Origin of the sequence: Shewanella sp. CAL98-MNA-CIBAN-0140, assembly GCF_040309905.1 — a bacterium.
GTDB classification, from domain to species: domain Bacteria; phylum Pseudomonadota; class Gammaproteobacteria; order Enterobacterales; family Shewanellaceae; genus Shewanella; species Shewanella psychromarinicola.
Genome location: NZ_JBEOPI010000022.1, coordinates 1 through 23,420, shown reverse-complemented (window position 1 = coordinate 23,420; position 23,420 = coordinate 1). Strand labels below are relative to the sequence as shown.

General features: G+C 40.3%; 20 protein-coding genes and 1 pseudogene. 9 read left to right on the top strand and 12 right to left on the bottom strand.

Annotated features, from left to right (window positions below; all coding sequences use genetic code 11):
- Positions 1-21: 21 nt before the first annotated feature.
- The 8 genes from AAEY93_RS12510 to AAEY93_RS12475 form a co-directional block, all read right to left on the bottom strand.
- Positions 22-870, bottom strand: a complete 849-nt coding sequence (locus tag AAEY93_RS12510) for an alpha/beta fold hydrolase (RefSeq protein WP_164839494.1) — start codon at positions 868-870, stop codon at positions 22-24.
- Positions 871-905: 35 nt separating this feature from the next.
- A complete protein-coding gene (locus AAEY93_RS12505) occupies positions 906-1,616 on the bottom strand; it encodes a M15 family metallopeptidase (RefSeq protein WP_124011648.1) in 711 nt (236 codons plus the stop codon).
- Positions 1,607-2,740: a succinyl-diaminopimelate desuccinylase gene (gene dapE / locus AAEY93_RS12500; protein WP_124011647.1), complete on the bottom strand. Its 1,134-nt coding sequence runs from the start codon at positions 2,738-2,740 to the stop codon at positions 1,607-1,609. Before dapE ends, AAEY93_RS12505 begins: the two co-directional genes overlap by 10 nt.
- Positions 2,740-3,081, bottom strand: a complete 342-nt coding sequence (locus AAEY93_RS12495) for an ArsC family reductase (protein WP_124011646.1) — start codon at positions 3,079-3,081, stop codon at positions 2,740-2,742. Before AAEY93_RS12495 ends, dapE begins: the two co-directional genes overlap by 1 nt.
- Before the next feature lie 315 nt (positions 3,082-3,396).
- A complete protein-coding gene (gene crr / locus AAEY93_RS12490; protein ID WP_124011645.1) occupies positions 3,397-3,906 on the bottom strand; it encodes a PTS glucose transporter subunit IIA in 510 nt (169 codons plus the stop codon).
- 69 nt (positions 3,907-3,975) lie between these two features.
- On the bottom strand, positions 3,976-5,709 hold the full coding sequence (gene ptsP, locus AAEY93_RS12485; protein ID WP_124011644.1) for a phosphoenolpyruvate--protein phosphotransferase: 1,734 nt from the start codon (positions 5,707-5,709) through the stop codon (positions 3,976-3,978).
- A gap of 91 nt (positions 5,710-5,800) precedes the next feature.
- Positions 5,801-6,058, bottom strand: coding sequence for an HPr family phosphocarrier protein (locus AAEY93_RS12480; protein ID WP_101031899.1), 258 nt, complete (start codon positions 6,056-6,058; stop codon positions 5,801-5,803).
- A 344-nt stretch (positions 6,059-6,402) separates the two neighbouring features.
- Positions 6,403-8,019, bottom strand: coding sequence for a methyl-accepting chemotaxis protein (locus tag AAEY93_RS12475; protein ID WP_124011643.1), 1,617 nt, complete (start codon positions 8,017-8,019; stop codon positions 6,403-6,405).
- Between the two features lie 273 nt (positions 8,020-8,292).
- Here AAEY93_RS12475 and AAEY93_RS12470 point away from each other — a divergent pair, with 273 nt between their 5' ends.
- The 3 genes and pseudogenes from AAEY93_RS12470 to AAEY93_RS12460 all read left to right on the top strand — a co-directional run bounded on the left by AAEY93_RS12470 (position 8,293) and on the right by AAEY93_RS12460 (position 10,467).
- Positions 8,293-9,003: a DUF3334 family protein gene (locus AAEY93_RS12470; protein WP_124011642.1), complete on the top strand. Its 711-nt coding sequence runs from the start codon at positions 8,293-8,295 to the stop codon at positions 9,001-9,003.
- A 148-nt stretch (positions 9,004-9,151) separates the two neighbouring features.
- Positions 9,152-9,307 (top strand): annotated as a pseudogene (locus tag AAEY93_RS12465) (LacI family transcriptional regulator); the annotation flags it as partial.
- A gap of 227 nt (positions 9,308-9,534) precedes the next feature.
- Positions 9,535-10,467, top strand: a complete 933-nt coding sequence (locus AAEY93_RS12460) for a DUF808 domain-containing protein (RefSeq protein WP_101031896.1) — start codon at positions 9,535-9,537, stop codon at positions 10,465-10,467.
- 103 nt (positions 10,468-10,570) lie between these two features.
- Here the strand turns inward: AAEY93_RS12460 and AAEY93_RS12455 are convergent, their stop codons facing one another.
- Both AAEY93_RS12455 and trmY read right to left on the bottom strand, forming a co-directional pair.
- Positions 10,571-10,966, bottom strand: coding sequence for a DUF805 domain-containing protein (locus tag AAEY93_RS12455; RefSeq protein WP_124011641.1), 396 nt, complete (start codon positions 10,964-10,966; stop codon positions 10,571-10,573).
- A gap of 809 nt (positions 10,967-11,775) precedes the next feature.
- Positions 11,776-12,372, bottom strand: coding sequence for a tRNA (pseudouridine(54)-N(1))-methyltransferase TrmY (trmY, locus tag AAEY93_RS12450; protein WP_124011640.1), 597 nt, complete (start codon positions 12,370-12,372; stop codon positions 11,776-11,778).
- Positions 12,373-12,662: 290 nt separating this feature from the next.
- Here trmY and AAEY93_RS12445 point away from each other — a divergent pair, with 290 nt between their 5' ends.
- Positions 12,663-13,124, top strand: coding sequence for a GNAT family N-acetyltransferase (locus AAEY93_RS12445; protein WP_351077297.1), 462 nt, complete (start codon positions 12,663-12,665; stop codon positions 13,122-13,124).
- 98 nt (positions 13,125-13,222) lie between these two features.
- Here the strand turns inward: AAEY93_RS12445 and dld are convergent, their stop codons facing one another.
- A complete protein-coding gene (gene dld / locus AAEY93_RS12440) occupies positions 13,223-14,923 on the bottom strand; it encodes a D-lactate dehydrogenase (RefSeq protein WP_124011638.1) in 1,701 nt (566 codons plus the stop codon).
- A gap of 1,063 nt (positions 14,924-15,986) precedes the next feature.
- On the opposite strand from dld, the gene AAEY93_RS12435 reads away from it, so the two are divergent.
- From AAEY93_RS12435 to AAEY93_RS12420, 4 genes are all read left to right on the top strand, one after another.
- On the top strand, positions 15,987-16,874 hold the full coding sequence (locus AAEY93_RS12435; RefSeq protein ID WP_124011637.1) for an STAS/SEC14 domain-containing protein: 888 nt from the start codon (positions 15,987-15,989) through the stop codon (positions 16,872-16,874).
- Positions 16,875-16,899: 25 nt separating this feature from the next.
- Positions 16,900-17,118: a hypothetical protein gene (locus AAEY93_RS12430; RefSeq protein WP_124011636.1), complete on the top strand. Its 219-nt coding sequence runs from the start codon at positions 16,900-16,902 to the stop codon at positions 17,116-17,118.
- 259 nt (positions 17,119-17,377) lie between these two features.
- Positions 17,378-17,620, top strand: coding sequence for a YecH family metal-binding protein (locus AAEY93_RS12425; protein ID WP_101031891.1), 243 nt, complete (start codon positions 17,378-17,380; stop codon positions 17,618-17,620).
- Between the two features lie 510 nt (positions 17,621-18,130).
- Positions 18,131-19,030, top strand: a complete 900-nt coding sequence (locus tag AAEY93_RS12420; protein WP_164839493.1) for a universal stress protein — start codon at positions 18,131-18,133, stop codon at positions 19,028-19,030.
- Positions 19,031-19,806: 776 nt separating this feature from the next.
- On the opposite strand, the gene AAEY93_RS12415 is transcribed toward AAEY93_RS12420, so the two are convergent.
- Entirely contained in the window at positions 19,807-22,011 is a 2,205-nt protein-coding gene (locus AAEY93_RS12415; protein WP_124011634.1) for a YfaP family protein, read from the bottom strand.
- A gap of 304 nt (positions 22,012-22,315) precedes the next feature.
- On the opposite strand from AAEY93_RS12415, the gene AAEY93_RS12410 reads away from it, so the two are divergent.
- Entirely contained in the window at positions 22,316-23,293 is a 978-nt protein-coding gene (locus AAEY93_RS12410; RefSeq protein ID WP_124011633.1) for a transposase, read from the top strand.
- Positions 23,294-23,420: the final 127 nt, after the last annotated feature.

Sequence of the window (23,420 nt, the reverse complement as noted above, 5' to 3'; positions counted from 1 at the left end):
CTGGTCTATCCATTTAAGTGATTAATTAAAATTAATTTTACTCAAAAAATCAATAAGATGCTGATTAAAAATAGTCGGTTTTTCGATGTTAGCTAAGTGACCCGTTTGTTCTATGTGGACTAATTGACTGCCATCGATGGAGTCATGCATTAAATAACTTTCCAGTGCGGTACGCAAATGGCCGCTTAATCCAACCGTCACTAATGTGGGTAATGTTAGCGATTCGACAAATTCGAGGGTATCGCGTTTAAAGATGGCCATGTTGGCAAATTTAAGTAACGCGGCAATTTGCGCGCTGGAATAAGTGGTTAATTCAGTGCTGAATTGCTCTATCTCGGCCGTAAGCGTGGCATCTTGGGTGATTAATTGCTCAATGTCTTTACTGAAAAATAAGCCGCTAATAGTCTGTGCAAGCTCCGATGATATTGCTTGTTTGTTGGCTATTTCAGCCATTAACCCTTGATATTTAATGCAATTGACTTGCGGTTCAAATCCAACAAAACTGTTTAACATCACCAGCCCATTAATACGAACTGGGGCATGTAAAATCAGTTCTGCCGCAATGGCGCCGCCACTGCCATGGCCTATGATGGCGGCCGAATGAATATTGAGCATATCCATTAGTGTTAATACATGTTGGGCCACATCTTGCAAATTTTGAGTCGTCTCTGGGATAGTCGTCGTTTGACCATGGCCCCAAAAGTCGATGGCGATACAACGATACTGTGTTGATAATTCATCGATCTGTGCTCGCCACATATGACTGTTTGCGAGTAAGCCATGACAAAAAATAACCACAGGTCCATGGCCTTCATCCGAGTAATACAGTGGCTGATTATCAATTATTTTATGGGGCATTAAAGTGGACATAACAGACTCATTCAAAGGGAACGTACGCACAGGCATTAAGCCGGAGAGGGCGCAACAAAAAAAACGTAATGATTAACTAACTCGGTTAGTCGTTCAAGTAATGATGATTTTAACGATATTTCTGCAGCAGACAACACTTTTGCTAATTCAACCGCGCTAAATTGCGCTAACAATTCATTAGCAACGGGGAAATAACTTATATGCCAAGGCTCTGGGCTAACACCGCTTAAATGAGGCTGATACGGGAAATAAAACCCAAATTGAGCAGCGTGTAAATTGAGCCACTGGTGCAATGGAGCACAAGGACCATTGCCTGAGTATTCTGCTGTGATTAATTGTAACGCTTGCTGGGTAATACTATTGGCATCATATACATCAATATCTGTACCCCAATGGTGCCTCGAGGCACCAGGTAATGCAGACCATATCAAAATAGTATCAATTAGTTGCTGTGGCGTGAGGGTAGTAAACTCTACGGGATTTGAGGTTTTATCGAGTAAAGGACGTTGGCCACAAGCTTTTGCATTCCAAATACTCAATTGGCGATCAAATGGTCGATATGCCGAGCATATTTGCAAATCAAACCCTGCCGCTGATGCCGCATTTTGCAGCTGGTTAAATGCAGCTGCAGTGCGCTGTTCCAGTAAATATTGCCCAATAGCAACTAGATTTTCATCATCTAAACCATAAAGTGACGCTTGCTCGCAAGCAATATCGACCAAGGGCTGCCGTGGACTTATTTGCACAGTAGTTTTTCCAAAATGCGTTCATAACAATTGGCCAATATCTCTAAGTCGGCCACATTTACGCATTCGTTGACCTTATGAATAGTGGCGTTTACGGGGCCTAATTCCAACACTTGTGCGCCCGTTGGGGCGATAAAACGTCCATCTGAAGTACCACCTGTGGTTTGTGGATCGGTTTGATAACCTGTGACTTCACGAATTGCCTCACGCGCAGCGTCAAGTAATGGACCGTCACCGGTTAAAAACGGTAAGCCATTAAAAATCCAGTTGATATCATAATCTAAGCCATGTGCATCAAGAATACTCACTACCCGTTGGATCAACTCTTCTGCGGTCACCTCAGTGGAGTAACGGAAGTTAAACATGACGGCTAGCTCACCTGGAACCACATTTGATGCGCCCGTACCGCCATTGATGTTAGCGATTTGAAAACTGGTGGGTGGGAAAAACTCATTGCCATTGTCCCAATGCATTTGTGCGAGTTCAGTTAGTGCAGGAACCGCTTTATGAATAGGATTATCGGCTAAATGTGGATAGGCTACATGACCTTGAATACCATTGACGGTTAAGTTGCCTGTTAAGCTGCCTCGGCGACCATTTTTGACCACATCACCCAATTTATGCGTTGAAGAGGGCTCGCCGACTAACGCCCAAGTCATTTTTTCATTACGGGCTTCGAGGGTATCAATCACGCGCGTAGTACCGTTAATAAACGGACCTTCTTCGTCACTGGTAATTAAATAAGCAATAGAGCCATTGTGATCTGGATGTTTGGCGATAAATCGTTCGGTAGCAATAATCATCGCCGCCAATGAGCCTTTCATGTCGGCAGCGCCGCGACCATGTAAATAATTATCAATAATGGTGGGTTCGAACGGTGGAGTGTGCCAACGATTGAGATCGCCTGTTGGTACCACGTCGGTATGGCCAGCAAAGCAAAAAACAGGGTCGCTATTGCCACGTCTTGCCCACATGTTAGTGGTGTCTTCAAATACCATTGGCTCAATGTTAAAGCCAATGGCGGCAAGACGATTGGCCATCAACGTTTGGCAACCTTCATCTAATGGCGTTACCGATGGGCGTGAAATCAGATCTTTTGCTAATTCAACTACGTCATTATTCATTATGCGAACCACATTTGATATTCTGCTGCTTTAAAGCCAATCAGCAATTTATCCTTGTTAACTAAAACTGGGCGCTTGATCAGCGTAGGGTGTTGCACCATCAATGCGATAGCCTTGTCTTGAGTGAGATCGTTTTTTTCGGCATCATTTAAGCCACGAAAACTGGTACTTCGTTTATTAAACAGGGTTTCCCAACCGACGATATTAGCCCACAGCGCTACCGTGGTTTCACTTAGACCGTCTTCCCGAAAATCGTGAAACGTGTAATCAATTTTTTCGGCTTCAAGCCATTTGCGCGCTTTACGAACAGTATCGCAATTTTTTATGCCGTATAAGGTCAAAAGAATACTCCATTAATGTCGATTGGATTGTAATAGTAAGGTTTGGCTTTCAAAATAAGCCTGAAAAGTGCCTTATGTAAGATGGATATCAGTGAATGCATTTAACAACATTGTGGCATTGTGAAGCGGCTTGAACAAGCCTAAGACGGCGTTTTGGGGCGATTTCATAATTTGCAACCTAGGCTAATTTAAGCGTGCGGTTGCATATTAATGTGTCGCTAACCATTAGCAATAACCATTAGCATTATCGGTTAACTATGGCAGTTAACTATGTCGGTGAACTATGTCGTTAAAATAGATCGGGCCAACATGATGTTACATTTGCACAGTAAAAATAATATCTTTACCGGCAATGACACTACCTTGGGCTTTATCTAATTGCTTAATATCTTCCATATTGGCCAACACCACAGGGGTCAATAGACTGTCGACTTTATCGCGCAAATAGGCCAGATCAAAAGCCAAAATGGCTTCACCTGCTTTGACTTGCTGACCTTCTTCGGCTAAACGTTTAAAACCATTACCCTTGAGCTCAACGGTGCCAACACCAAAGTGAACAAACAATTCTAGCCCCTGGGGTGACTCGATGCTGAACGCATGATTGGTTTCAAAAATTTTACCAATGGTGCCATCAATTGGGGCAACCATAAATTCGCCCTTAGGGTCGATAGCAATACCATCGCCAACAATTTTTTCAGCAAATACCACGTCGGGTACTTTTTCAATTGCAACAATATCACCCGATACTGGTGCATAAATAGCTATACCGCCCGTCAATGGTGGTTGGCCAGAAATCAATCGCCGTATTCGGCTTAAAAATCCCATAAGAACAAGCCCCTGTTAGTCATTTTTTTATGCGGTTAAGTGTAAACGGCTCTGCCAGCTTTACCTACTTTATTCGTGTGATTGGTCGCAATCGAGTGAAAAAGCGTTAATGGCTTCACGAATATCAGTAATGCGAGTTAACAAAGCGATGTGTTGTGCATGGTTAACAAAATGGGTGTAGTTACCTTCAATCAATGCCACTTTTACGTCTAATAAATTAGCAGGATTGATACTCAACTCATCAAGCCCAAGTCCTACCAATAAGGGCAGAACTTGTGGATCGCTGCCAAGTTCACCACACAATGAAACACTGACATGAGTGTGTTTACAGTGGGAAATCGTTAAGGCAATAAGTTGTATTACTGCCGGTGACAGTGGTGGGTATTGTTTAGCTAAATGCGGATTGGTGCGATCGGCCGCTAAGGTATATTGGGTTAAGTCATTGGTGCCGATACTGACAAAATCGAGTAATGGCAACATACTTGGCAGGTTCAGAACTGCTGCTGGGGTTTCAACCACAATGCCGTAGCTGAGAGCCCCAAAACCTTTTTCTTGCTCGTTCAACTCGGATTTAGCGCGTTCAATTAACAAAAAGGCGGCGTCAAGTTCTTCTACCTGGCTTACCATCGGAAACATTAATCGAACTTGGCCATGATTAGCGGCGCGAAGGGCGGCTTTCACTTGAGTAATAAAGGTCTCTGGGTGTGCCAAACTATAGCGAATGCCACGAATGCCAAGGGCAGGGTTATCTTCGTTGTTTTGAGGCAAGAAAGGAATTTCTTTATCGGCGCCAATATCAAACGTTCGAATGGTAAGCACTTCACCTTGTAAGCTATGAAGGGCATCGCAATAAAGTTTATATTGTTGATGTTCATCTGGCAGAGCTTTGGCATTCATCAGTAAAAATTCGGTACGAAATAAGCCAATACCTTGGGCTCCAACATCGGTGACATGAGATATTTCACTCAGGTTGCCCACATTGGCCAGCAAAGTGACCTTATGACCGTCGCGAGTTTGACTGGGTTTATCTTTATAAATCATCAATGCTTGGCGACGCAGCAATTCTTGTTGTTGTTTCTGCTTTAATTGATCAAAAACGTCAGCTGACGGGGCAACATGTAATTCACCTGACATACCATCTAAAATAAGCTGAGTGCCATCGTCAATGACGTCTTTGGTTTGTGAAAATTGATAATTGAGTAATGCAGGTATCCCTGCTGCCCGAGCCAAAATAGCAGTATGGCTTGTTAGACCTCCAGACTCTAGGATCAGCCCGGTGATGTGAGTTAGTGGCAATATGGCAAATTCTGCAGGGGTTAAATCATCAGCCAGTAATATGGTGTCTTCGGCAAGGGTCGATAAATCCCATTGTAAGTGCCCGTGCAACGCACTGGTTAAGCGCTTAGCCAAACACATAATATCAACACTGCGATTAGCCAAATAAGGGTCATCTAATGCCGACATTTCTGCTGCATGTTGATTAAAAATGCGATCAACAGCAACGGCGGCACCGACTTTAAATTGACGAATATGTTGATGAAGTTGCTGTTGTAGTTCCTCATCTTCAAGCAACATAATATCGCTATCAATAAGTTGGAAATTATCACCATCTGGGTACAGGTGATGTTGGCAGTGTTGTAAATGAGCAATAAGGTGATTAATGGCTTGTGTTAGCTGTTGTTGCTGCTGGTCAATTTGTTCAATAGAGAGAAGTTTAAAATCCAGTGGTGGCAGTTGAGTGGTGATAGTCAGTGCTTTACCAAAAGCGATGCCTGCAGATACTACTATTCCGTTGATTGACATATCGCTGTCCTATTAACTATGGTTGTCCTAATTAACTCTAATTAACTCTAATTAACTCTAATTAACTCTAATTAACTCTAATTAACTCTAATTAACTCAGAGTCATCAGCAGTGAGGCAATTTTGTCAACGGCTGCTTGGGCGTGTTCACCGGAAGCAAATACCGTCACTGACACACCTTGGTATAGACCTAATGTTTGTAACTTGAATAAACTTTTGGCGCTGGCCTGCTTACCATTGCATTCGACTATGACGTCGCAATCAAACTCTTTTGCCTCTTTAACCAGTAATGCCGCTGGGCGGGTATGAATACCGTGAGGAGCAACAATGGTGACCGTTTTTTGATACATAAACAACATACTCTGTAATGAATGACAACTAAATACTCATCGGATTAAATATCAATATTTCAATAAGCTAGTCGAAATATCCACTAGCTTATTGGTTAAATGATACCTTGTAGAACTCAGCTATTTAATCTAATAGGCATAATATACCCTAAAGTCATAATAGCTAAAAGCGATGTTCGACTCGAAATGAGCTGTGATGTTGATATAGACCATGGCTATAAGCCAATATTGTTTGTCGATAAGACGGCGAGGGTGAGGGTAGTAACATTAAGGCTTTCCATGCTGATGGGTATAATATCAACCGTGGAAAGCCTTTGTTTGTGTAATGAGTTGATCGAATTAAATTATATTTTAAATTGTCCTAGTGTCTGACTCATATCTACACTAATAGTTTGCAACGATTGTGCTGCCTGACTGTGGGTTTCGTTAGCTGTTAACGATAGTTCGGTGAGTTCAGAAATCGTACTGACATTAATGTTAATGTCTTCGGTGACGAGTGCTTGTTCTTCTGTGGCGCTGGCGAGTTGCGCTGTCATGCTACTAATATTTTCGATAAGCGCTAAAATTGCGATAATCGCATCACTTGATTGCACAGCTTTTGATTGCAGCTGAGCAGAATGTTGCTGTGTGTTAGTAATACTGTTAATAACCGATTGAATACCTGTCTGGATCTGGTTAATAATTTTATTGATTTCATTGGTTGAAGACTGAGTCCTGTTTGCCAACGCACGCACTTCATCAGCGACTACAGCAAAACCTCGGCCATGTTCACCTGCGCGTGCAGCTTCAATGGCGGCATTCAGTGCAAGTAGATTAGTTTGATCTGCAATGCTACCTATCACGTCAAGGATGCTGCCAATCTCAGCAGATGATTGACTGAGGGTTAACGACACCGTTTCTGCTTGTTGTAGCTCACCGACTAAACTTTCTGTCTGTTCAACTGTTTGTTGCATCAATTGTTGATTTTGTTCGGCTTGATGTTTCACATTGCTGGCACCGTCTGCCGCATCTTGAGTGTTTCGAGCCATTTCTTGGCTCGTCGATAGCATTTGGTTAATCGCAGCGGCGACACTTTGAGTTTCGCTGTGCACTTGGTTCGCGCTTTGATTCGATAATTTTACAGTATCTAATAAATGCACAGCTTCATTATTTAAGGTATGCCCAAGAGGTTGTAAATTAGCAACCATATTAGCTATTTTAATCACAAATTGATTGAACGCATCGGCTAGTTTGGCGACTTCATCATTGCCTTCTGTCGACAAGCGTTGAGTCAAATCGCCTTCACCTTTGGCGATTTGTTCCATCGCGTCGATTGTGACGTTAAGAGGTTGGGTAATGGAATGATTAAGCAATAAAAAGAACGCAAAAATAGGCACTGCAATCATCATCATAATAATGAAATAGTCAATAATGATACCTGTCATACTGTTATTGACATCGTTGACGTTTGCTTGGGTGATTAGCGTTAATTCAAGTTTTGGATAATATTGTGCTGCGGCAAGTACCGTTTGCGGTTGATTTTGTTGATCGACAACCGCAAACTTTGCTTGGGCTGTTTGGTGTTGTTTTGCCGTGGTGATTAGCTGTTGATAAGGCGTTGAAGCATCATTTGCCGCCAAGTTGTTGATGGATTTACTGATTGATCTTGGGTTTAGTGGATTAACAATAATATTATTTTGATTATCGACAACAATAAACGCTTGATGCTCAGAGACCTTAATGTCACTAACAAACTGGCTTAATAATTCGACCGTTGCATCAGGATTAACAAGCTTAAAGGCATCAAGCGTGCTACTTAATTGGTTGACTTGTCCGGTGAGCTGTTTGAACTTTTGCTCTATTAAATGATTGTATTGTTCATTAATGGAAAAAGAACCGAAAACCACTGTACCTAAAGCGGCTAAAGCTAACATAATAAATAATCGCTTTAAAATGGTTAGGCGTCTCAATAATCTAATCATTATCAGTCCTATTTTAAACTATCAATACAAAGTAATGGGATTATAATGAAAATATTAAAAAAAATAAGCGTAAAAGATTGTTTTTGTGAACAAACTGCATATTTTATATTTGTAAGCATAAGGTAGTGAATTGGTTAAAGCTGTTTTTTATCAACTGGTTAGTTGAATATTAACGTTGTTTGGTTAATTAATGTGCTAAGCAATTGTTTTAATTTTGATTTTTTTACGGTTTACCCGCAAGATTAGTGTAATTAACGAAAAGGTATTAATGCTATGAATTCATCTTCTATCGTCAACAATGACGATATTCTACTTAAGCTTTGTCATTCAGTGTCTCATGTTCTTTCTAGCACGAGTGCTAGCCAAATTAGTCATGCTGGGATGATTCAAAGTATTTCTCGCACCCGCTTAAAACCTGATTTGGGTTGTTTCTCTATTTTCGATGGTGGTTTTTCTGGCTTGGTTGTGATCAACTTTTCTGCGGCAGCGGCTATTGAAATTTATCGCCGTTATATGCTCAACATGGGAATGCCTGAAACGGAATTAGCGTTTTCACATACTTCTGATGATGTGAGCAATGTAATGGGCGAATTAATGAACCAGATTTTGGGTGATTTTATTGGTAAAATATCAAAAGAATTACAAACATCCATTAGCCAAAGTCAGCCTAAAATGTTGACGATTAATAAAGAATTAACGATTTCAGTCGATACTAACCTCGATAACGCCGTCGCGAGAAGAGTGTCGTTTAGGACTGAAAATAACCATATTTTTTATCTTGAATTTGCCATGGATAAAACAGAGTTTCTTCGATCTGCAGACTTTGAAATGAATGAGGAATTTGATCTTGACTCATTAATCGAAACTCACGGTCAAAAAGCGCAAGCTAAATCAGATAAATCACAAGATGTACTCAATGATCCCAATGTAAAAGGCCTTGTTGTCGACGATGCTGATGACTTACTCAGCGAGCTTGGGTTATAACGTCAGGGATATAATGAAAACAACCATGTTAAGTTATTTATCTTGGTTGTTTTGTTTACCAAAATGCACTATTCATAGAAGGTTAGCTATAAAAATGGCATTTAAAGCCACTTCTATTGATATAACTTACTGTGATGGCGTGTTTTAGTTGACCGTGTCTGGTGCGTTAATGAATAGTCCATTGGTAAATTTAGACACGCGTCAGCCATTTCAAGCTATTGCCAAAGAGCTTAATGCTAACGTTGATAAAAATGCCAGTAACTTAAGTACTCAAAATAGGCATATATTAGCCTTATTAACTTGTGGTTAAGAGGCCTGTCAGCGATTAATCAAAAACCATTTAGTGTTACATAGCTCTTGTGGTGTGATGGTAGAAGACGACTCACTGACTTAACGTGTACTGAGTAGTATTTTGAGTATCAACACTAGGTCAATATCACGGGTTTAAGTGTTCCCATGTGTTTACTCTAAACGATGTATGACATAAGTAAAAATCAACCAACTGATTGATTTAAAAGGATAAGTCTTTTTATGGCAGGTGCCAGTTTATTAACCCTATTAGATGATATTGCCACTATTTTGGATGATGTAGCGGCAATGAGCAAAGTGGCGGCACGCAAAACCGCTGGTGTTCTGGGTGATGATTTAGCGTTAAATGCGCAGCAAGTATCGGGTGTTGCCTCTGAGCGAGAGCTTCCTGTCGTGTTTGCCGTCGCCATGGGGTCGTTTCGCAATAAAGTCATTTTGGTGCCGATGGCCATGCTGATCAGTGCGTTTATTCCATGGGCTATTACTCCTTTATTGATGTTTGGTGGTTTGTTTTTATGTTATGAGGGCTTTGAAAAGGTCTATCATTCACTAACACATAAGCGTGTACCAGTGGTCGATGACGATGCGGTGGTTGCCAAAGCAAAAGCTGATATCGAAGACTTAGCAGCATTCGAAAAAGAAAAAATAAAAGGGGCGATTCGCACCGACTTTGTCTTATCCGCTGAAATTATCGCAATTAGTTTAGGTGTTGCTGCACACATGGACCTAATGGGGCAATTTTTAACCTTATGCGTTATTGCCATTGTGATTACGATAGGCGTATACGGCCTAGTGGCAGGGATTGTTAAAATTGATGACCTTGGTTTGTATCTTGCTCAACGTAAGCCCAGTGGAATAGGGCATAAATTGGGATTAGGATTAGTATCTGCAGCCCCTTACTTAATGAAAATTCTCACATTTGTCGGTACTATTGCCATGTTTATGGTTGGTGGCGGTATTTTAACTCACGGTATTCATCTGGTATCTGAATGGATTGCGCATGCAGAAACGCTGGTAAGCCAAGTGAGTGTTGTAGGTGGCTTTTTAGGGTTATTAACCCCAAGCGTGTTGAATGCACTATTTGGTGTTGTTGCTGGTGGTTTAGCGGTATTAGTGATCAATGGTGTGACTAAGCTAATGCCCTCTAAAACCTAGTTTTATAGTGATAAAGCTGGCTGCAGATACGAAAAGAGCATAGTCAATGACCATGCTCTTTTTTAATGAGTGATGCTAATCTCTGTTAGTGAATCACTTAAGATTAAACGGCTAAGTCATCACTCTCACCAAGGTTTGGTTCTGCTTTTGGATTCGGGCCGTATTCGTTATCATCTTTACTGTTAAAGCACATCACGACGAGCAGAATTAATGCACCAAGCAGCGGGATAAACATTAATAATAACCACCAACCAGAATGGTCAGTATCGTGAAGACGACGAACACTCACTGCGATGCTTGGAATGACGATGGCGAGTGAATAAATAGAACTCAATAATCCAGCACCATAAAGTTCACTGTATAAGCCCACACCCATATCCAATAAGGTCAGCACAATACTAATGATCATGCTGATCAGTGCAAACATCCAGTATTCTTTACGACGTGCTCGGCCGCTAAAATCGAAATACTGTTTTAAAACCTTTACATACCAATCCATTCGTTATTCCTTAACGTTAATTTTTTTTAATCTAGTGCATTTGTAACAAAACAGCCTTGAATTAACAAGATTTTATTTTATTTAAGCCTAAACATTAATGCCGATTTGATCAACAACGGCATTATGGTACAAGCTGATAAAAAGGTTGTTAACGTGGCTGATCACTTGGCTATCTCAAGGGATAATAAACCCTTATCAAACTCGCTACTTGCGTGGAATTTTCAAGCAATAAATAAACCATAACCTTCATTACGCTAAAGATTATAACCCGGCGCATTTCTGCTATCTTTTGCGCAACATTAACATTTAACTCATCAGTTTAGCTCAAGAGTTTGGCCATCAATAAATATAACACGGTTGCGAATGTGTGGGTCTTGAACATCAACCACTTCATCACGGACTCATTCTAAAAAGTTAGCGTTTAACATCAGCCGCAAATCTCGTTTCGACTTAGTGTTTTATCTCGTCGGCTTTCGGTGTTGTTTGGGACCTGGGCGGGTTATTTGAGAGGCGTCAAAATCTAATTTTGCATTCTTGACGAAAAAATTAGCGGGTATGAGCATATCGTAATGCCACTGAGTGATGTCGGAAGCCATAAGTCACCGCATACCTGCGGCAATCCACAAGGTAGCGGAATAGGGCATAATAAATTGCCAAAAAGGTAAGACATCCATTAGAAAGCAAGGACGACGGAGACTAAGGTTTAAGCTTTATTGATAGGATTTGTCTGTTATGTAAGCTCAACAAGCTTAGCGTTAATTGACGTAAATTATCCATCAACTGCAGGTCCTTGATCCAATCGTATTGATTTACAACCGTATATCTAACTCATTATGGATTAACACCACGCATTGAGACGCGAATAGCATTTTTGGCCCTAAGTTTATATGTTGAGTACCGAGTCGCTTTAAGCTATTAAAGCTCTTTTTAGGCATAGGAATATGATCGGTGAGTAGAAAACAAGGATTATGTGCAAACTCTATGTCACGCACTGGGGTGCCTTTTTTCTCCAACATATACAGTTGATATTCTTCGGCTAACTCTTGCACTAGCTTTTCAAAACTCACAGTGCGTACCGTAATGCCGGGCTCAACCACACGCAATTGCTCTTTCGTCATGCCCTTTGACGCGGTTAAGGCTTTGGCAATTTTATTGGTTAAATTTTGCTCATGGAAGCCGCCTATATGACCCAGTTCACCTGAACGGAAACAGATGGTGCGAGAAAAATCTTGGGTGCTTTCTAATACTAAATAAACAATAACATCATCCCGATGAGACTGGGCCACAAAGATGGTGTTCATTAAGGTATGGGCTAAAATTTCAGTATGGGCCTCTTGGCCTATACTCGCCACAAACTGCTGACTATCAACTGGAGCCGCTCTGGCTCGAACTACAAAAGCGCGCATCGGTAAATCCTATTAGAAGTAAATTAAACATGAAGCGGATAACGTAGTCGAATAATCAATCTGTTACTGCGCATAGCATTATTATTGCAGCTTTAAGCTTGGCTGTAACGCGATTAATCTATTGGTTTAGTTTTAGATAACGCAGACTAGTTCTAATGAGTAATACAGTTGTTAAAACAAGCGCTAAGCGTTATGTTGTTAATGCTGGAATGTGATTTATTCAATTATTGATGCCGGTTATCAAGTCAATAAATCACATTCATGAGATCATTAATTCAAGGTCATTTACGATGATAATCAGGAAAGCGCTAGAGTCTGACGTTCAATCTATTTACACCATGAGAAACCGAGCTATTATTGAAAAATGCATCGGATTTTACAGCTCATCGCAGTTGGCATTATGGACACAAGGCGACATCTCTGAGGCATTGATTAATGATATTGTAGCGAACTTCTATGTTTCGCTATTCAAGGATCGTGTTATCGGATGCGGTAAAGTTAATCTTGAAACGGGCATGATAGACGCTATTTTTGTCGACCCTGACAATTTTGGACAAGGGGCTGCAAAGTCAATGTTGGTATTTCTTGAATGCCGAGCCTTGGAGAACGGTCTTGAATTATTACAACTCGAATCCACGCTAAATGCCGCATCATTTTATCGCGCCTGTGGTTTTGTTGGTGATGAAGTGTCAACTTATCATTCACCGCGGGGGATCCATTTGGATTGTATTCCAATGCGAAAGTCGTTGTAATAGTTAGACTCTGTGAACAGACATCAATTCTTAGGTAAATATCAGCCCCCTTTGTGTAGAGGGCTGTTTTGCATAAGGAACGGGATCTTGGCAACAGATTAATGTTGGCAACTACAATTACGCTGGTTTTTTTCAGTTTTACCAATACCGGGGTTGAATGTATTGGTTGGGTCGAGAGTTAAATAAAAGTCTTTAAGAGTTTGCTCTGCTTCATACAAATGGCCCACATTATGCTCAGCAGGGTATTTAACGCCGCGTTTATTGAGCAATTCAAGCATGCTTTTCTTCACTTCTTTAGGATCTGCACCTTTTTTCAAAATGTAATCCTGATGAAAAACGTGACAGAAAAAGTGCCCATAGTAGAGCTTCATTTCAAGCTGTTGTTCCAATGCTTCCGGAAGTTGTTCTAACCAGTCAATATCATCCCGTCTTAGTGCTATATCTAACGACAATAAATCACCTACGTCTTTTTGATATAAGGTATGGTAGCGCATAGCAGCACCTGCGGCTGCAAAACGGTTTAAAACGGCAGCTTGTGTTTCTTGTGCATCACATTCAAAAAAGTCACCTTCTTGCTCGGCAAAAAAGCCAGTCAAATGAGTTCTCGCTTCTGCAATACCTTGCTCGCTCATTTTCAAAATTAAGTGATGATCGTATTTGGCTCGATATTGCAAAATACGCGGCGGTAAATGTTGCGGAAAAAATCGACTGGCAAGTTGCATAAGCCAATCACTTAAATGAGAAGACACAAAGGGTAACGATTTACACACGGCATCTATTCGGCCTTTTAATGCAAACAACTTAGGTAAACGATCCGTGCCTAAGTGTTTCACACTCAAAAATGTGTCTTTGCCATACTGGGCAGAGATATCGAAAATATCTTTGTGTAAGTATTCGCCCACCTCTGGTAAATGCTTATATTGTTGTAAAATTTCCCGTCTGAGCCTGCCCAATACTAAGGGATCGTTAGTGCCAACATAAAATGTTTGCTCTTGCTCAGCAACGGCAAAAGTATCTAACCTGACCGCAAAAACAGCTAACTTGCCTGCGCAGCCACTGGCTTCAAATAAACGCCTTGGATCGGCGTTGTAGCGGCTAGGGCTGTTTTCATCTACCTGACGGACACGGTGCTGATATTCTGTATCTGAACGCTGAGCATCGCTTGGCGCCAAGTTTTCCTTAGCAAAATTACCCGTCATCAAATTGGTTAATATCTCTTCAGGAGTCTCACCCAGCTCAATACCTAAATGATTAACCAGTTGTAGTTCACCCTGTTCATCAACCCGCGCAAACAACGCCATCTCAGTATACGCTGGACCTCGTTTGACTAACGCGCCGCCCGAATTATTGGCTATGCCACCGACCACGGATGCTCCTAAACACGAAGAACCAATCACCGAATGAGGCGTACGCTTAATTGGTTTTAGCAACGTCTCTAGGCTGAACAAGGTTGCCCCTGGAAAACTTAAAACCTGTTGACCTTGTTCCAATAAAGAAACTTGATCCATTGCCAACGTATTGATGATAATAATAGGTCGGTCATAATCATCACCACTGGGTGTGGAGCCCTCTGTTAACCCTGTATTAGCCGCTTGCATAATAATAATAACTTTGTGGTTAACACACACTTGCAAGGCCTTATATAACACCAGCAGAGACTGCGGTTTGAGCACCGCAAGCGCATCACCGCCGCCAGTTCGCCAACCAAAGCGAAATCGGCGTGATTTTTGCTTATTTATAATGATTTGATTTTGACCTACAACGTCTTGAAGTTGTTGCAGTAACTGCGGATGGGGCATGATGTGAACTTCCTAACATTCATTCAACAGTTGCTAAAAATCAGCTATATGTTGAAACAACAAATACAATATCTCTACCCTAGGCTAATAAAACCCAAAACACCACAATAGATTATCCCGATATTTTCTATTAAAATAATCCAACATTACTCGCCAAGCTGCAGCATTAGTGCGTATGACGTATGTTGATCACTGTTTGAAAATCGAGAGCGGAAACCACGATAAGGCTCAACAAACCGGCAACGATGGTTGGGTGCTGAAAACTTAATTTTCAAATAATACCTCTTACTCCCCCCTTTATTGTTATCAAACAGTTTGTGCTGCTTTGAATCTACCTAATTGCTTAAATTAAACTTTTCAGAGCCCAACCTATTGATAAATCCCGTTCAATTTGTACGTTTGAATAAAGATAAAAGCTATCGAAATAAAAGTATCAAAAGTTATCTTATAGGATGAGTGCGATGGGTGTTTTAGGCTTCGTCGTTTTGCTTCGTTTTGCTTCGTTTTGCTTCGTTTTGCTTCGTTTTGCTTCGTTTTGCTTCGTTTTCTAGGTTTACCATTGATGTGATTAACCAAATATTATGGATTCAAACATGGCTCAATTTATGGGTTTGAAAAAAAATTAAATAACAACGACAAGAATATACAACGGATGAACATCTCTCTGAGCATCAGCAACAGGCATAAATAAATGCTGAACATGCGCTATAATTAGCTTAAATAAGACTCTAGGAAAAGAACTTGCTGAAGCCTTGATAGAGTTGCTAAAATTAAAATGCAATTAATTATTCTTTCAATGGCTTAGATGGGTCCTCCGAGTTTCCTGGCCCATGAGGCGCGTGATGATGAACACGAAGAGCTCATGGCAAAGACAGGGCAAGACCCAAGGCCGTGAGGTTTTTGAAGCTGGTATATAATCAGGAAAGGTAAGAGCAAATTCAATACACTAAATTGTAACATCATGAAACGTTTCATTCTGAAATGTTGTCATTGATCAATAAGCTCTATAAAAAAAGGTTTTAAGATGAAGTTAGTGAGTAGTGTGTTTTAACTGATTCTGGATGTGAACTATCCGCAAAAGAAGGAAAATCCTATGTTGCAATTTATCCCTGTATTTGATGCTAATATCATTGCTGTACGAGCTTCAGGACAATTAACTGATGCAGATTATCAGAATTTTTTACCTCAACTTGAAACGCAAATTAAACGATTAGGCAAAATCTCATTACTTTTTGAGTTTGATAATTTTTCCGGCTGGGATTTAGATGCCGCCATAGATGATGTTAAGTTTGGTATGAAACATCTTAGTGATTTTGATCGCATTGCGATGGTTGGCGATAAGTCTTGGGAACATTGGATGGCGTTAATCGCGAAGCCTTTTTTAATATCTAGTGAAGTGCGTTATTTTAACAGAGAAAATCTGCAACAAGCATGGGACTGGTTACGTGAAAAACAAGAGTTTGAAAAGGCGGTGGAACAATTACACCCCTATAAAAATATCGTGGTTGCGGTGGATTTTTCCTTGTATTCAAAGCATGCATGCAAACGCGCAATAGAATTAGCTAACTACTATCAAGCTTCGTTAACATTACTCAATGTTGTTCCAGAAGTACTCGCTTATACACTCTATGGCGATCCAGTGGGCTACAACGTTGTTGATCTAGATATCATCAAAGATCAAAACAAAAAAGCTATTGATGCTGCTCAGTTTCAGATGAAAGCGTTTGTAAACGATTTGGATACCGATTTTCCCATAGAGACCAAAGTAATTTGTGGTGAGATAAATTATGGCGTTGTGTCTTTTTTGGAAGCACAAGATGTTGATTTAGCCATTTTTGGGGCAAAAAAGAAAAAAGGCATAAACAAGTTATTGGGCTCAGTGGCGCATTATGTTCAAAATCATAGTCGTTGTGAAATATTAATCGTTCCGGTTCAAGCTCCTGTGTTCTAACTTATTATGGTTAAGGTGTATTTATATGTCTGATATACAAAATATAGAAATTGAACGTTACCAAGACAATATCACTGAAGATATTCGTAAAGTCGTCGAAAAATATCGCGAAATTATGGCCTGGGATGTTCCTGATAATGACACTGTGGAGGCTGACAGGCTTATCTTTCAAGCAATTTATTCAGCACTTGCAGAGATCGAAAAAAGCTCAAAAGAAAGCGAAAGCCATGCAAAAGGCCGTTAATAAATCAACAGATGCCGCTAAATTTATCATCACTCTGACGGCTGATTTCATCGAATATTTATTCGCAAAGCTATGCTAAGTTGAATATTAATTTTTTATTTTACGGGTATCGTTTATACAGATGTAGTGGGTATGCCGTATCATTTTTTAATCCGGGCATCAAAAAAATATTTTTTCGGATCTTGTGGGTGAGATCTGTATTTATGAAAAAAAAATAAGCTATAAAGTATAATAAATTTACACCTTAATTGGAGATACAATGTCTGGATCAGTACACGGCCATCAAGTTATGCAATTGATGCTAACCCATGGCTCTGCGTTAACAAAGCAAGAGCTTAAAACGTTAATGCATACTAACTTTGGTGCTGATACTCGTTATCATACCTGCTCTGCAGCGGAGATGGACGCTGAGATGCTTATTGAGTTTTTAGAAGGCAAAGGTAAGTTCATCCCTAGTGAAGGTGGTATTACAACAGCAGCAGATAAAATTTGTAATCACTAAATCATTCACTGACAACATGTGGCTTAGATCTCCTTAGGCCTAATGTAACAACACTCACTTTATACTCAGATGCGATGTCATATCACATTGAGTGCCTCTGCTGAGGCGGTATTTAATCCGCACAGTCCTGCTTACATCTAACAAGTCGTTTTGTTTGCATTTGTAAACAAACTCTTGGATGAAAATGCTCAATCGCCTAGATTTTGCAATATGGGTTTATTGCGATAGTTGATTGAGTTAGTAAAATGGCTGGCTTCATTTGCGGCGCAAATATTTATGGTCAAGGTGGGATAAAAATTGTAACAATAAATATGGTCGCAACAATTATGTAGATGTTTGATTTTACTCCGGTTCGATGGCTTAACTATTCACTATAAAGCCCCCTCAGTTAGTGTCAATCAATCTTTCTGTGTCAGGGTGAGATCCACTAATACTGAAGTATGAGGCGAAAATGCCTCTGTTAAACTAGGATTGTACAGGTCTAATACCATTACGATGGAGGCCGCTACCATGTACCCATATGAGCACATATTAGCTGTTACAGAAACACCAAACCTACTGAATAGCTCATTTCACAAAGCCGTTATCTTAGCCAGTAGATCACGCGCAAAACTCACATTGCTAACCGTAAAGCTTACCCAAACTAGCCTGTTGAAACGTCTATTAGAAAGAAGCTGTGTAATTGAACCTAAGTCAAAACGAACATTGACAACCAAAGGATTAGAGCAAGTTCTCAAATACCCAAGCAAACAAATCAGTTGCCAATCGAGCACCATTTATCGCGCAGTGCTAAATCAACTAAAACAAGAACATTATGATCTTGTGGTATTGCCTCATAAACGTTATCACTCCATTATTTCTGAGTTAATTTCTGCTGACGAATGGCACTTATTAAGAGAAACCTTGGTACCCGTAATGTTTGTTAATAGCAGTCAATGGCAGACCCAAGGGCACGTGCTGACCGCCTTAGACATTAATCACACTCAAGATTGCCATCAAGCTTTTAATCATCACATTATTCATGAATCTAAAGGTATAGCAGACAGCATCAATAATGATTTACACTTCATTAATTGTTTTTTGGCTGACAATTACAGTATAGCCTTTGAAACCGAAGATAGGGCCCATGCTCATTCAATGTTGTCACAACAAGCAAACCAGCAAAGCATTCTTAATCACGCAGTGGCAGATTTACTGTCTGAAAAATATCACTGTCACATAGCTCATGGCTTACCTGAAGATGCTATTCCCATCAAGGCCCATCAACTCGATGTGAATATGGTCATCATGGGAGCGGCCGAGCACACAGGGTTAATCCACTCAATTAAAGGCCATATTCCTGAACTGCTGATTAATCAACTCCCCTGCGACATACTCGCCGTTAAACCGCCCACAAGTGAGCTTAGATAAGTTCAAAAATCTATCGATCAGACAACACAACACAACACAACACAGGGACGTGACTAAAACGCCTCTCGTCGGATATTCATATTGTAATATCGCCACCTTGCTTTCTCATATAAAAGAAGAGTATTAATTTACAACCAAGGTATATGCTCCTCGTCTCTTTAGTGGTTGTTTGTCGATCTTCAAATACCTTTTAATCTATAGGAATGGAGGTACATTGACACTGTTGAAAATTGCTTAAAACGTAAACAATTACTTCAACCATTAAATTTATAATCAATGCACAAGTACACCTTACTTCGAGCCGCTCATCAAATTAGGTCTGGGTTGATGCACGTATTCTTAATCCCACATCCCCATATACTACTTGATAAATAACAAGCTTTTCTGCTGTGATAGATTTAGCTTATAAGTCATTTTATGGCGATTAATTGCCGAATGCATAGACTTTTGGGTTGAAATCATCTCATCAGTAATTGAGCGTAGGTGTTGGCAACTCAAATAAAAAGGGGGTTATCTTGTTACTTCATAAAATGGCTATTTAAAGACCTCGTCCAGCTGAATATAGAAAAATTTTGTTGTACCCGATGGTCTTTTGACGCTAGGGCGGCCGATTACCCTGATGGTGCTGCAGGAATAGGTAATCGAGAAAAATGAAGCTAGTTTGAGGAAGGCGATGAGGTTTGAGAAAGGTAAAGTGGATAAATTCATTAAAGACAGTAACAAACTAAATAATGAATAAAAAAGGGATTAAGTGTTAACTTAATCCCTCTCGCTATTTACTTGGTATGATTATCGTAATACTTGCTATTAATCATGCCTTTAACAATTGATTCAATTTTTTTGATTGGAACAACTGATTGCTGTCTTTGTGATGATTGCACAGTCACCGACTGCGGTTCTTCGCTCCATTCATTGATGGCAGCGAACAATAACTGACCATCAGCATCTTTTTCAATTTTAGCTACATGCCACCATTTTGTAATACCATCTGTTGGAGGGCTAAATATATGTTGTTCATTATTAAATATAAATTCAACGCGTGTTGTCGCTGGGTTAATGTCTGGTGAGTCAGAAAAATTCTTTACGTAATAATCGTAACTACCTTCAACAGGAAATTGAGGAATAGAAATCACTTCAGGCCCATAACTTGTTATATCATCAACATCTAAATAGATGATGGTTTCATTAATAGTGACTTCTGAATTGGCATAATACACATGGCTTTCATTACCTTCAGCATCAGTGATATAGAGATGTGAGTCTAAATCTCGGGGTGCTTCACCCCAGTTCAAGGTTATTTTGGTTAACGCTTCAGATAGCACTAAACACTCAGCTAAGGTGATGTCCTCTTCAAAAGTGTTAATAATAGATGTACGGCTTTGAAATTCGATTGTTGCACCAAGTAAAACGGTAGAATGACTCTTAACCGGGATGCTAAATGTGCCATCATCGATAGAGAATGTGAGTGAGCGCCCCAAGTAATCACGTCCGTCTGAAATAACGCGAGCACCATTTAATAAATTACCATCTTCGTCTTCCACACAACCATTTACTATAATGGTGTCGTAAATCATATCAGCATTCCAAGTAGTGAAATGACTAACATTACCTTGATAAAATGATTCATCGTTGACTGAAAATAATAGTGCTTCACCTTCTTCAATCCATAAACCTGACGTGGTGTCGAAATAATAAAGCGGTATCGTCGCGGGGGGATTAGTACCTGCAACAGGTATTTTAATCTGCGCGACTTTGTTTGGAGCGAGTTGTAGCTTGTTACCTGCACTATCAACAAAACTGACTGTAATAGCACCAAATGATTCTATTGGCACAATTTCGTTAGCACTGTTTGTTGTGAGCATATCACCTGGCATCATTTCAATATCAATAGCCGGGTTAATGACCGTTAGTTCAGCTACAACTGCAGAGGACACAAGGTTACCGTTCAAGTCGACAAGGCTGTTTTCAGGTAAGGTAACAAGCACATTACCATCAACAGCTAGCTCAGAGACTTGAGTCGCATCAAAACTAATAGATGCATGGACTGGTTGTAATAGTAAATTGTGCTCTTGGGTTAACTCATTTCTTGAAATGCTCAACGCAGCTTCTGAATAATCCGATGCATCGGCAACAAGAGTCAATCGGTCACTTAATTGGATATCTTGAATTTTAGATGTGAATAATCCTTCTGCATCAGAGGTTGTCGTATTAACAACTAGGTTGCCATTAGACAAACTCACAACACTATCCGGGATAACTTCGCCATTAAAATAGTTAATTGTGGTGCCAGAAATAGTATAAAAATACTTTTCATTTAAATTGAAACTAACTTGAACTGGAGCAACGCCATCTTCACCACCGTCAGTAACTTGTACAGAAATGTCGGTTGATATTGTTTCTAATACGGAAGATGTATAACTCATTAAGCCTGAAGGACTAATCGATAAACCCGTTGGTCCGGCGACTAGCTCAAAGCTAATGTCATTTTCAGTATCAGTATCGTCTACATCAGAGACTAATAATTGGTAAGTAAATGTTGATCCAGAATCAATACTTTGCGCTGCGATAGCAGACACAAAAGGTGCATCGTTGACAGGGGTCACTATGACATCAAAATCCTGTACAGCTTGTTGCGCTTCATCTTCACCGCCATCACGGACTGTGACACTCACAGTGCCAGACGTTAATACACCTTCAAGCGGCGTCCATGAAATTAGACCTGTATTGTTAATGGTCATGCCATCTGGCGGATTGGTTAATGTGAATGTTAAATTCGTACCGTCATTGGCATCGTCTGGATCGGTAACGGTTAGCTGATACAGGTATTCACTATCTTCAATTGCAGTGACAACAGCGCTAGCAGATATTAACGGTGCAATGTTTTGAATCACCTCATCCTCGGAAGATGAGTCACAGCCAGTTAATACAAAAGAAAGTGCTATAGCAACGATAGATAGTTGCCACTTGTTTGTTAATTCCATTTACATACTCCATTAATTTGAACGCTATTGATAAGCTTTAAAACATCATCCATAAATAATGAATTCATGGAAGGATATTTCATGGCAAATAATGAAGATTTAACAATGTTATATCAATACTCATAAGTGATGTAATTTAGCGCTGAGAGGTACACTTTTGTACAAGGTGGATGGGGGGGGGTCGAATGTAGCTAGCGGATGGCCATTATGGCATTGCTTTAACTAAATGAGGACATCCACGATAAATAGCGTGATTTAGAAGCTTCTACTAAACTCAAGAAAGTTATCGATGTTGGAGCTTGTTATGCCACGCCCTCGTAGAACTCAGATTAGTGTTGAAGACACGCCATTTTACCATTGCTGTAGCCGTGTGGTACGGCGCGCTTTCCTGTGTGGTGATGATAAATTTTCTGGTCGAAATTACGATCATCGACGTGGTTGGGTAGAATCACTATTATGTGAATTAATTGATGTTTTCTCTATTGATGTAGCCGCCTTTGCTGTGATGTCAAACCATCTACACGTGGTGTTACGTATCGATATCGAAACCGCAAATCATTGGACTGACAGAGAAGTACTTGAGCAGTGGCATAAGCTGTTTAAAGGTGATGAGCTAACCCAAAAGTTTGTTAAAGGTGAGTTAGTTGAAGCCCATGATGTGCTCAGGTTAAAACACACCATCGCGACTTATCGAAGCAGGTTGTGTGATATCTCCTGGTTCATGCGCTGTCTTAATGAGCCAATAGCAAGACAAGCAAATCAAGAAGATAACTGTACAGGGCGTTTCTGGGAGGGCAGGTTTAAATCTCAGGCCCTGCTTGATGAAGTAGCAGTATTGGCCTGCATGGCATATGTTGACCTCAATCCTATCAGAGCCAAGATGGCTGACAACCCAGAGCAATCAGACCATACCAGCATTCAATTGCGAATTAAGGCTGCTTTGAAAGGCGAACAACCCAAAAATTTACTGCCTTTCATTGGCAATGAACGTAAAAATCAACCTAAAGGCATTGCATTTTCACTACAAGATTATCTTGAACTGGTCGATGATACTGGACGTATTATTCGAGATGACAAGCGTGGCGCTATCAATGTTAGTAGTGCTAAGTTACTCACAAGATTGAATATCCCTCAGGATCATTGGCTCAAACTCACCACTGAGTTTGGAAAGCTATTTCACGGGCCAGTGGGTACACTTCAAGAACTCACTAGCTATTGTGAACATCTAGAAAAACGGCGACGACACTTTGCCAGTTGTTGCCAGCATTTAAAAGCTGGCTAATCTAAAACTCCTTTCAATAACCACGTCTTCCAAATCAGCTTAATCCTCTAATGGGTTGGATCATAGTGGCTAAAAATCACTATTATTGAAGGAAATTGGTTCATTTTTCAATCTACGGCCATAAACT

Excerpts from the sequence above, each read along its gene's own strand:
- AAEY93_RS12510 (WP_164839494.1), bottom strand. The coding sequence starts at position 870 with ATGTCCACTTTAATGCCCCATAAAATAATTGATAATCAGCCACTGTAT.
- dapE (WP_124011647.1), bottom strand. The coding sequence starts at position 2,740 with ATGAATAATGACGTAGTTGAATTAGCAAAAGATCTGATTTCACGCCCA.
- crr (WP_124011645.1), bottom strand. The coding sequence starts at position 3,906 with ATGGGATTTTTAAGCCGAATACGGCGATTGATTTCTGGCCAACCACCA.
- ptsP (WP_124011644.1), bottom strand. The coding sequence starts at position 5,709 with ATGTCAATCAACGGAATAGTAGTATCTGCAGGCATCGCTTTTGGTAAA.
- AAEY93_RS12480 (WP_101031899.1), bottom strand. The coding sequence starts at position 6,058 with ATGTATCAAAAAACGGTCACCATTGTTGCTCCTCACGGTATTCATACC.
- AAEY93_RS12475 (WP_124011643.1), bottom strand. The coding sequence starts at position 8,019 with ATGATTAGATTATTGAGACGCCTAACCATTTTAAAGCGATTATTTATT.
- AAEY93_RS12470 (WP_124011642.1), top strand. The coding sequence starts at position 8,293 with ATGAATTCATCTTCTATCGTCAACAATGACGATATTCTACTTAAGCTT.
- AAEY93_RS12460 (WP_101031896.1), top strand. The coding sequence starts at position 9,535 with ATGGCAGGTGCCAGTTTATTAACCCTATTAGATGATATTGCCACTATT.
- AAEY93_RS12455 (WP_124011641.1), bottom strand. The coding sequence starts at position 10,966 with ATGGATTGGTATGTAAAGGTTTTAAAACAGTATTTCGATTTTAGCGGC.
- trmY (WP_124011640.1), bottom strand. The coding sequence starts at position 12,372 with ATGCGCGCTTTTGTAGTTCGAGCCAGAGCGGCTCCAGTTGATAGTCAG.
- AAEY93_RS12445 (WP_351077297.1), top strand. The coding sequence starts at position 12,663 with ATGATAATCAGGAAAGCGCTAGAGTCTGACGTTCAATCTATTTACACC.
- dld (WP_124011638.1), bottom strand. The coding sequence starts at position 14,923 with ATGCCCCATCCGCAGTTACTGCAACAACTTCAAGACGTTGTAGGTCAA.
- AAEY93_RS12430 (WP_124011636.1), top strand. The coding sequence starts at position 16,900 with ATGTCTGATATACAAAATATAGAAATTGAACGTTACCAAGACAATATC.
- AAEY93_RS12425 (WP_101031891.1), top strand. The coding sequence starts at position 17,378 with ATGTCTGGATCAGTACACGGCCATCAAGTTATGCAATTGATGCTAACC.
- AAEY93_RS12420 (WP_164839493.1), top strand. The coding sequence starts at position 18,131 with ATGTACCCATATGAGCACATATTAGCTGTTACAGAAACACCAAACCTA.
- AAEY93_RS12415 (WP_124011634.1), bottom strand. The coding sequence starts at position 22,011 with ATGGAATTAACAAACAAGTGGCAACTATCTATCGTTGCTATAGCACTT.
- AAEY93_RS12410 (WP_124011633.1), top strand. The coding sequence starts at position 22,316 with ATGCCACGCCCTCGTAGAACTCAGATTAGTGTTGAAGACACGCCATTT.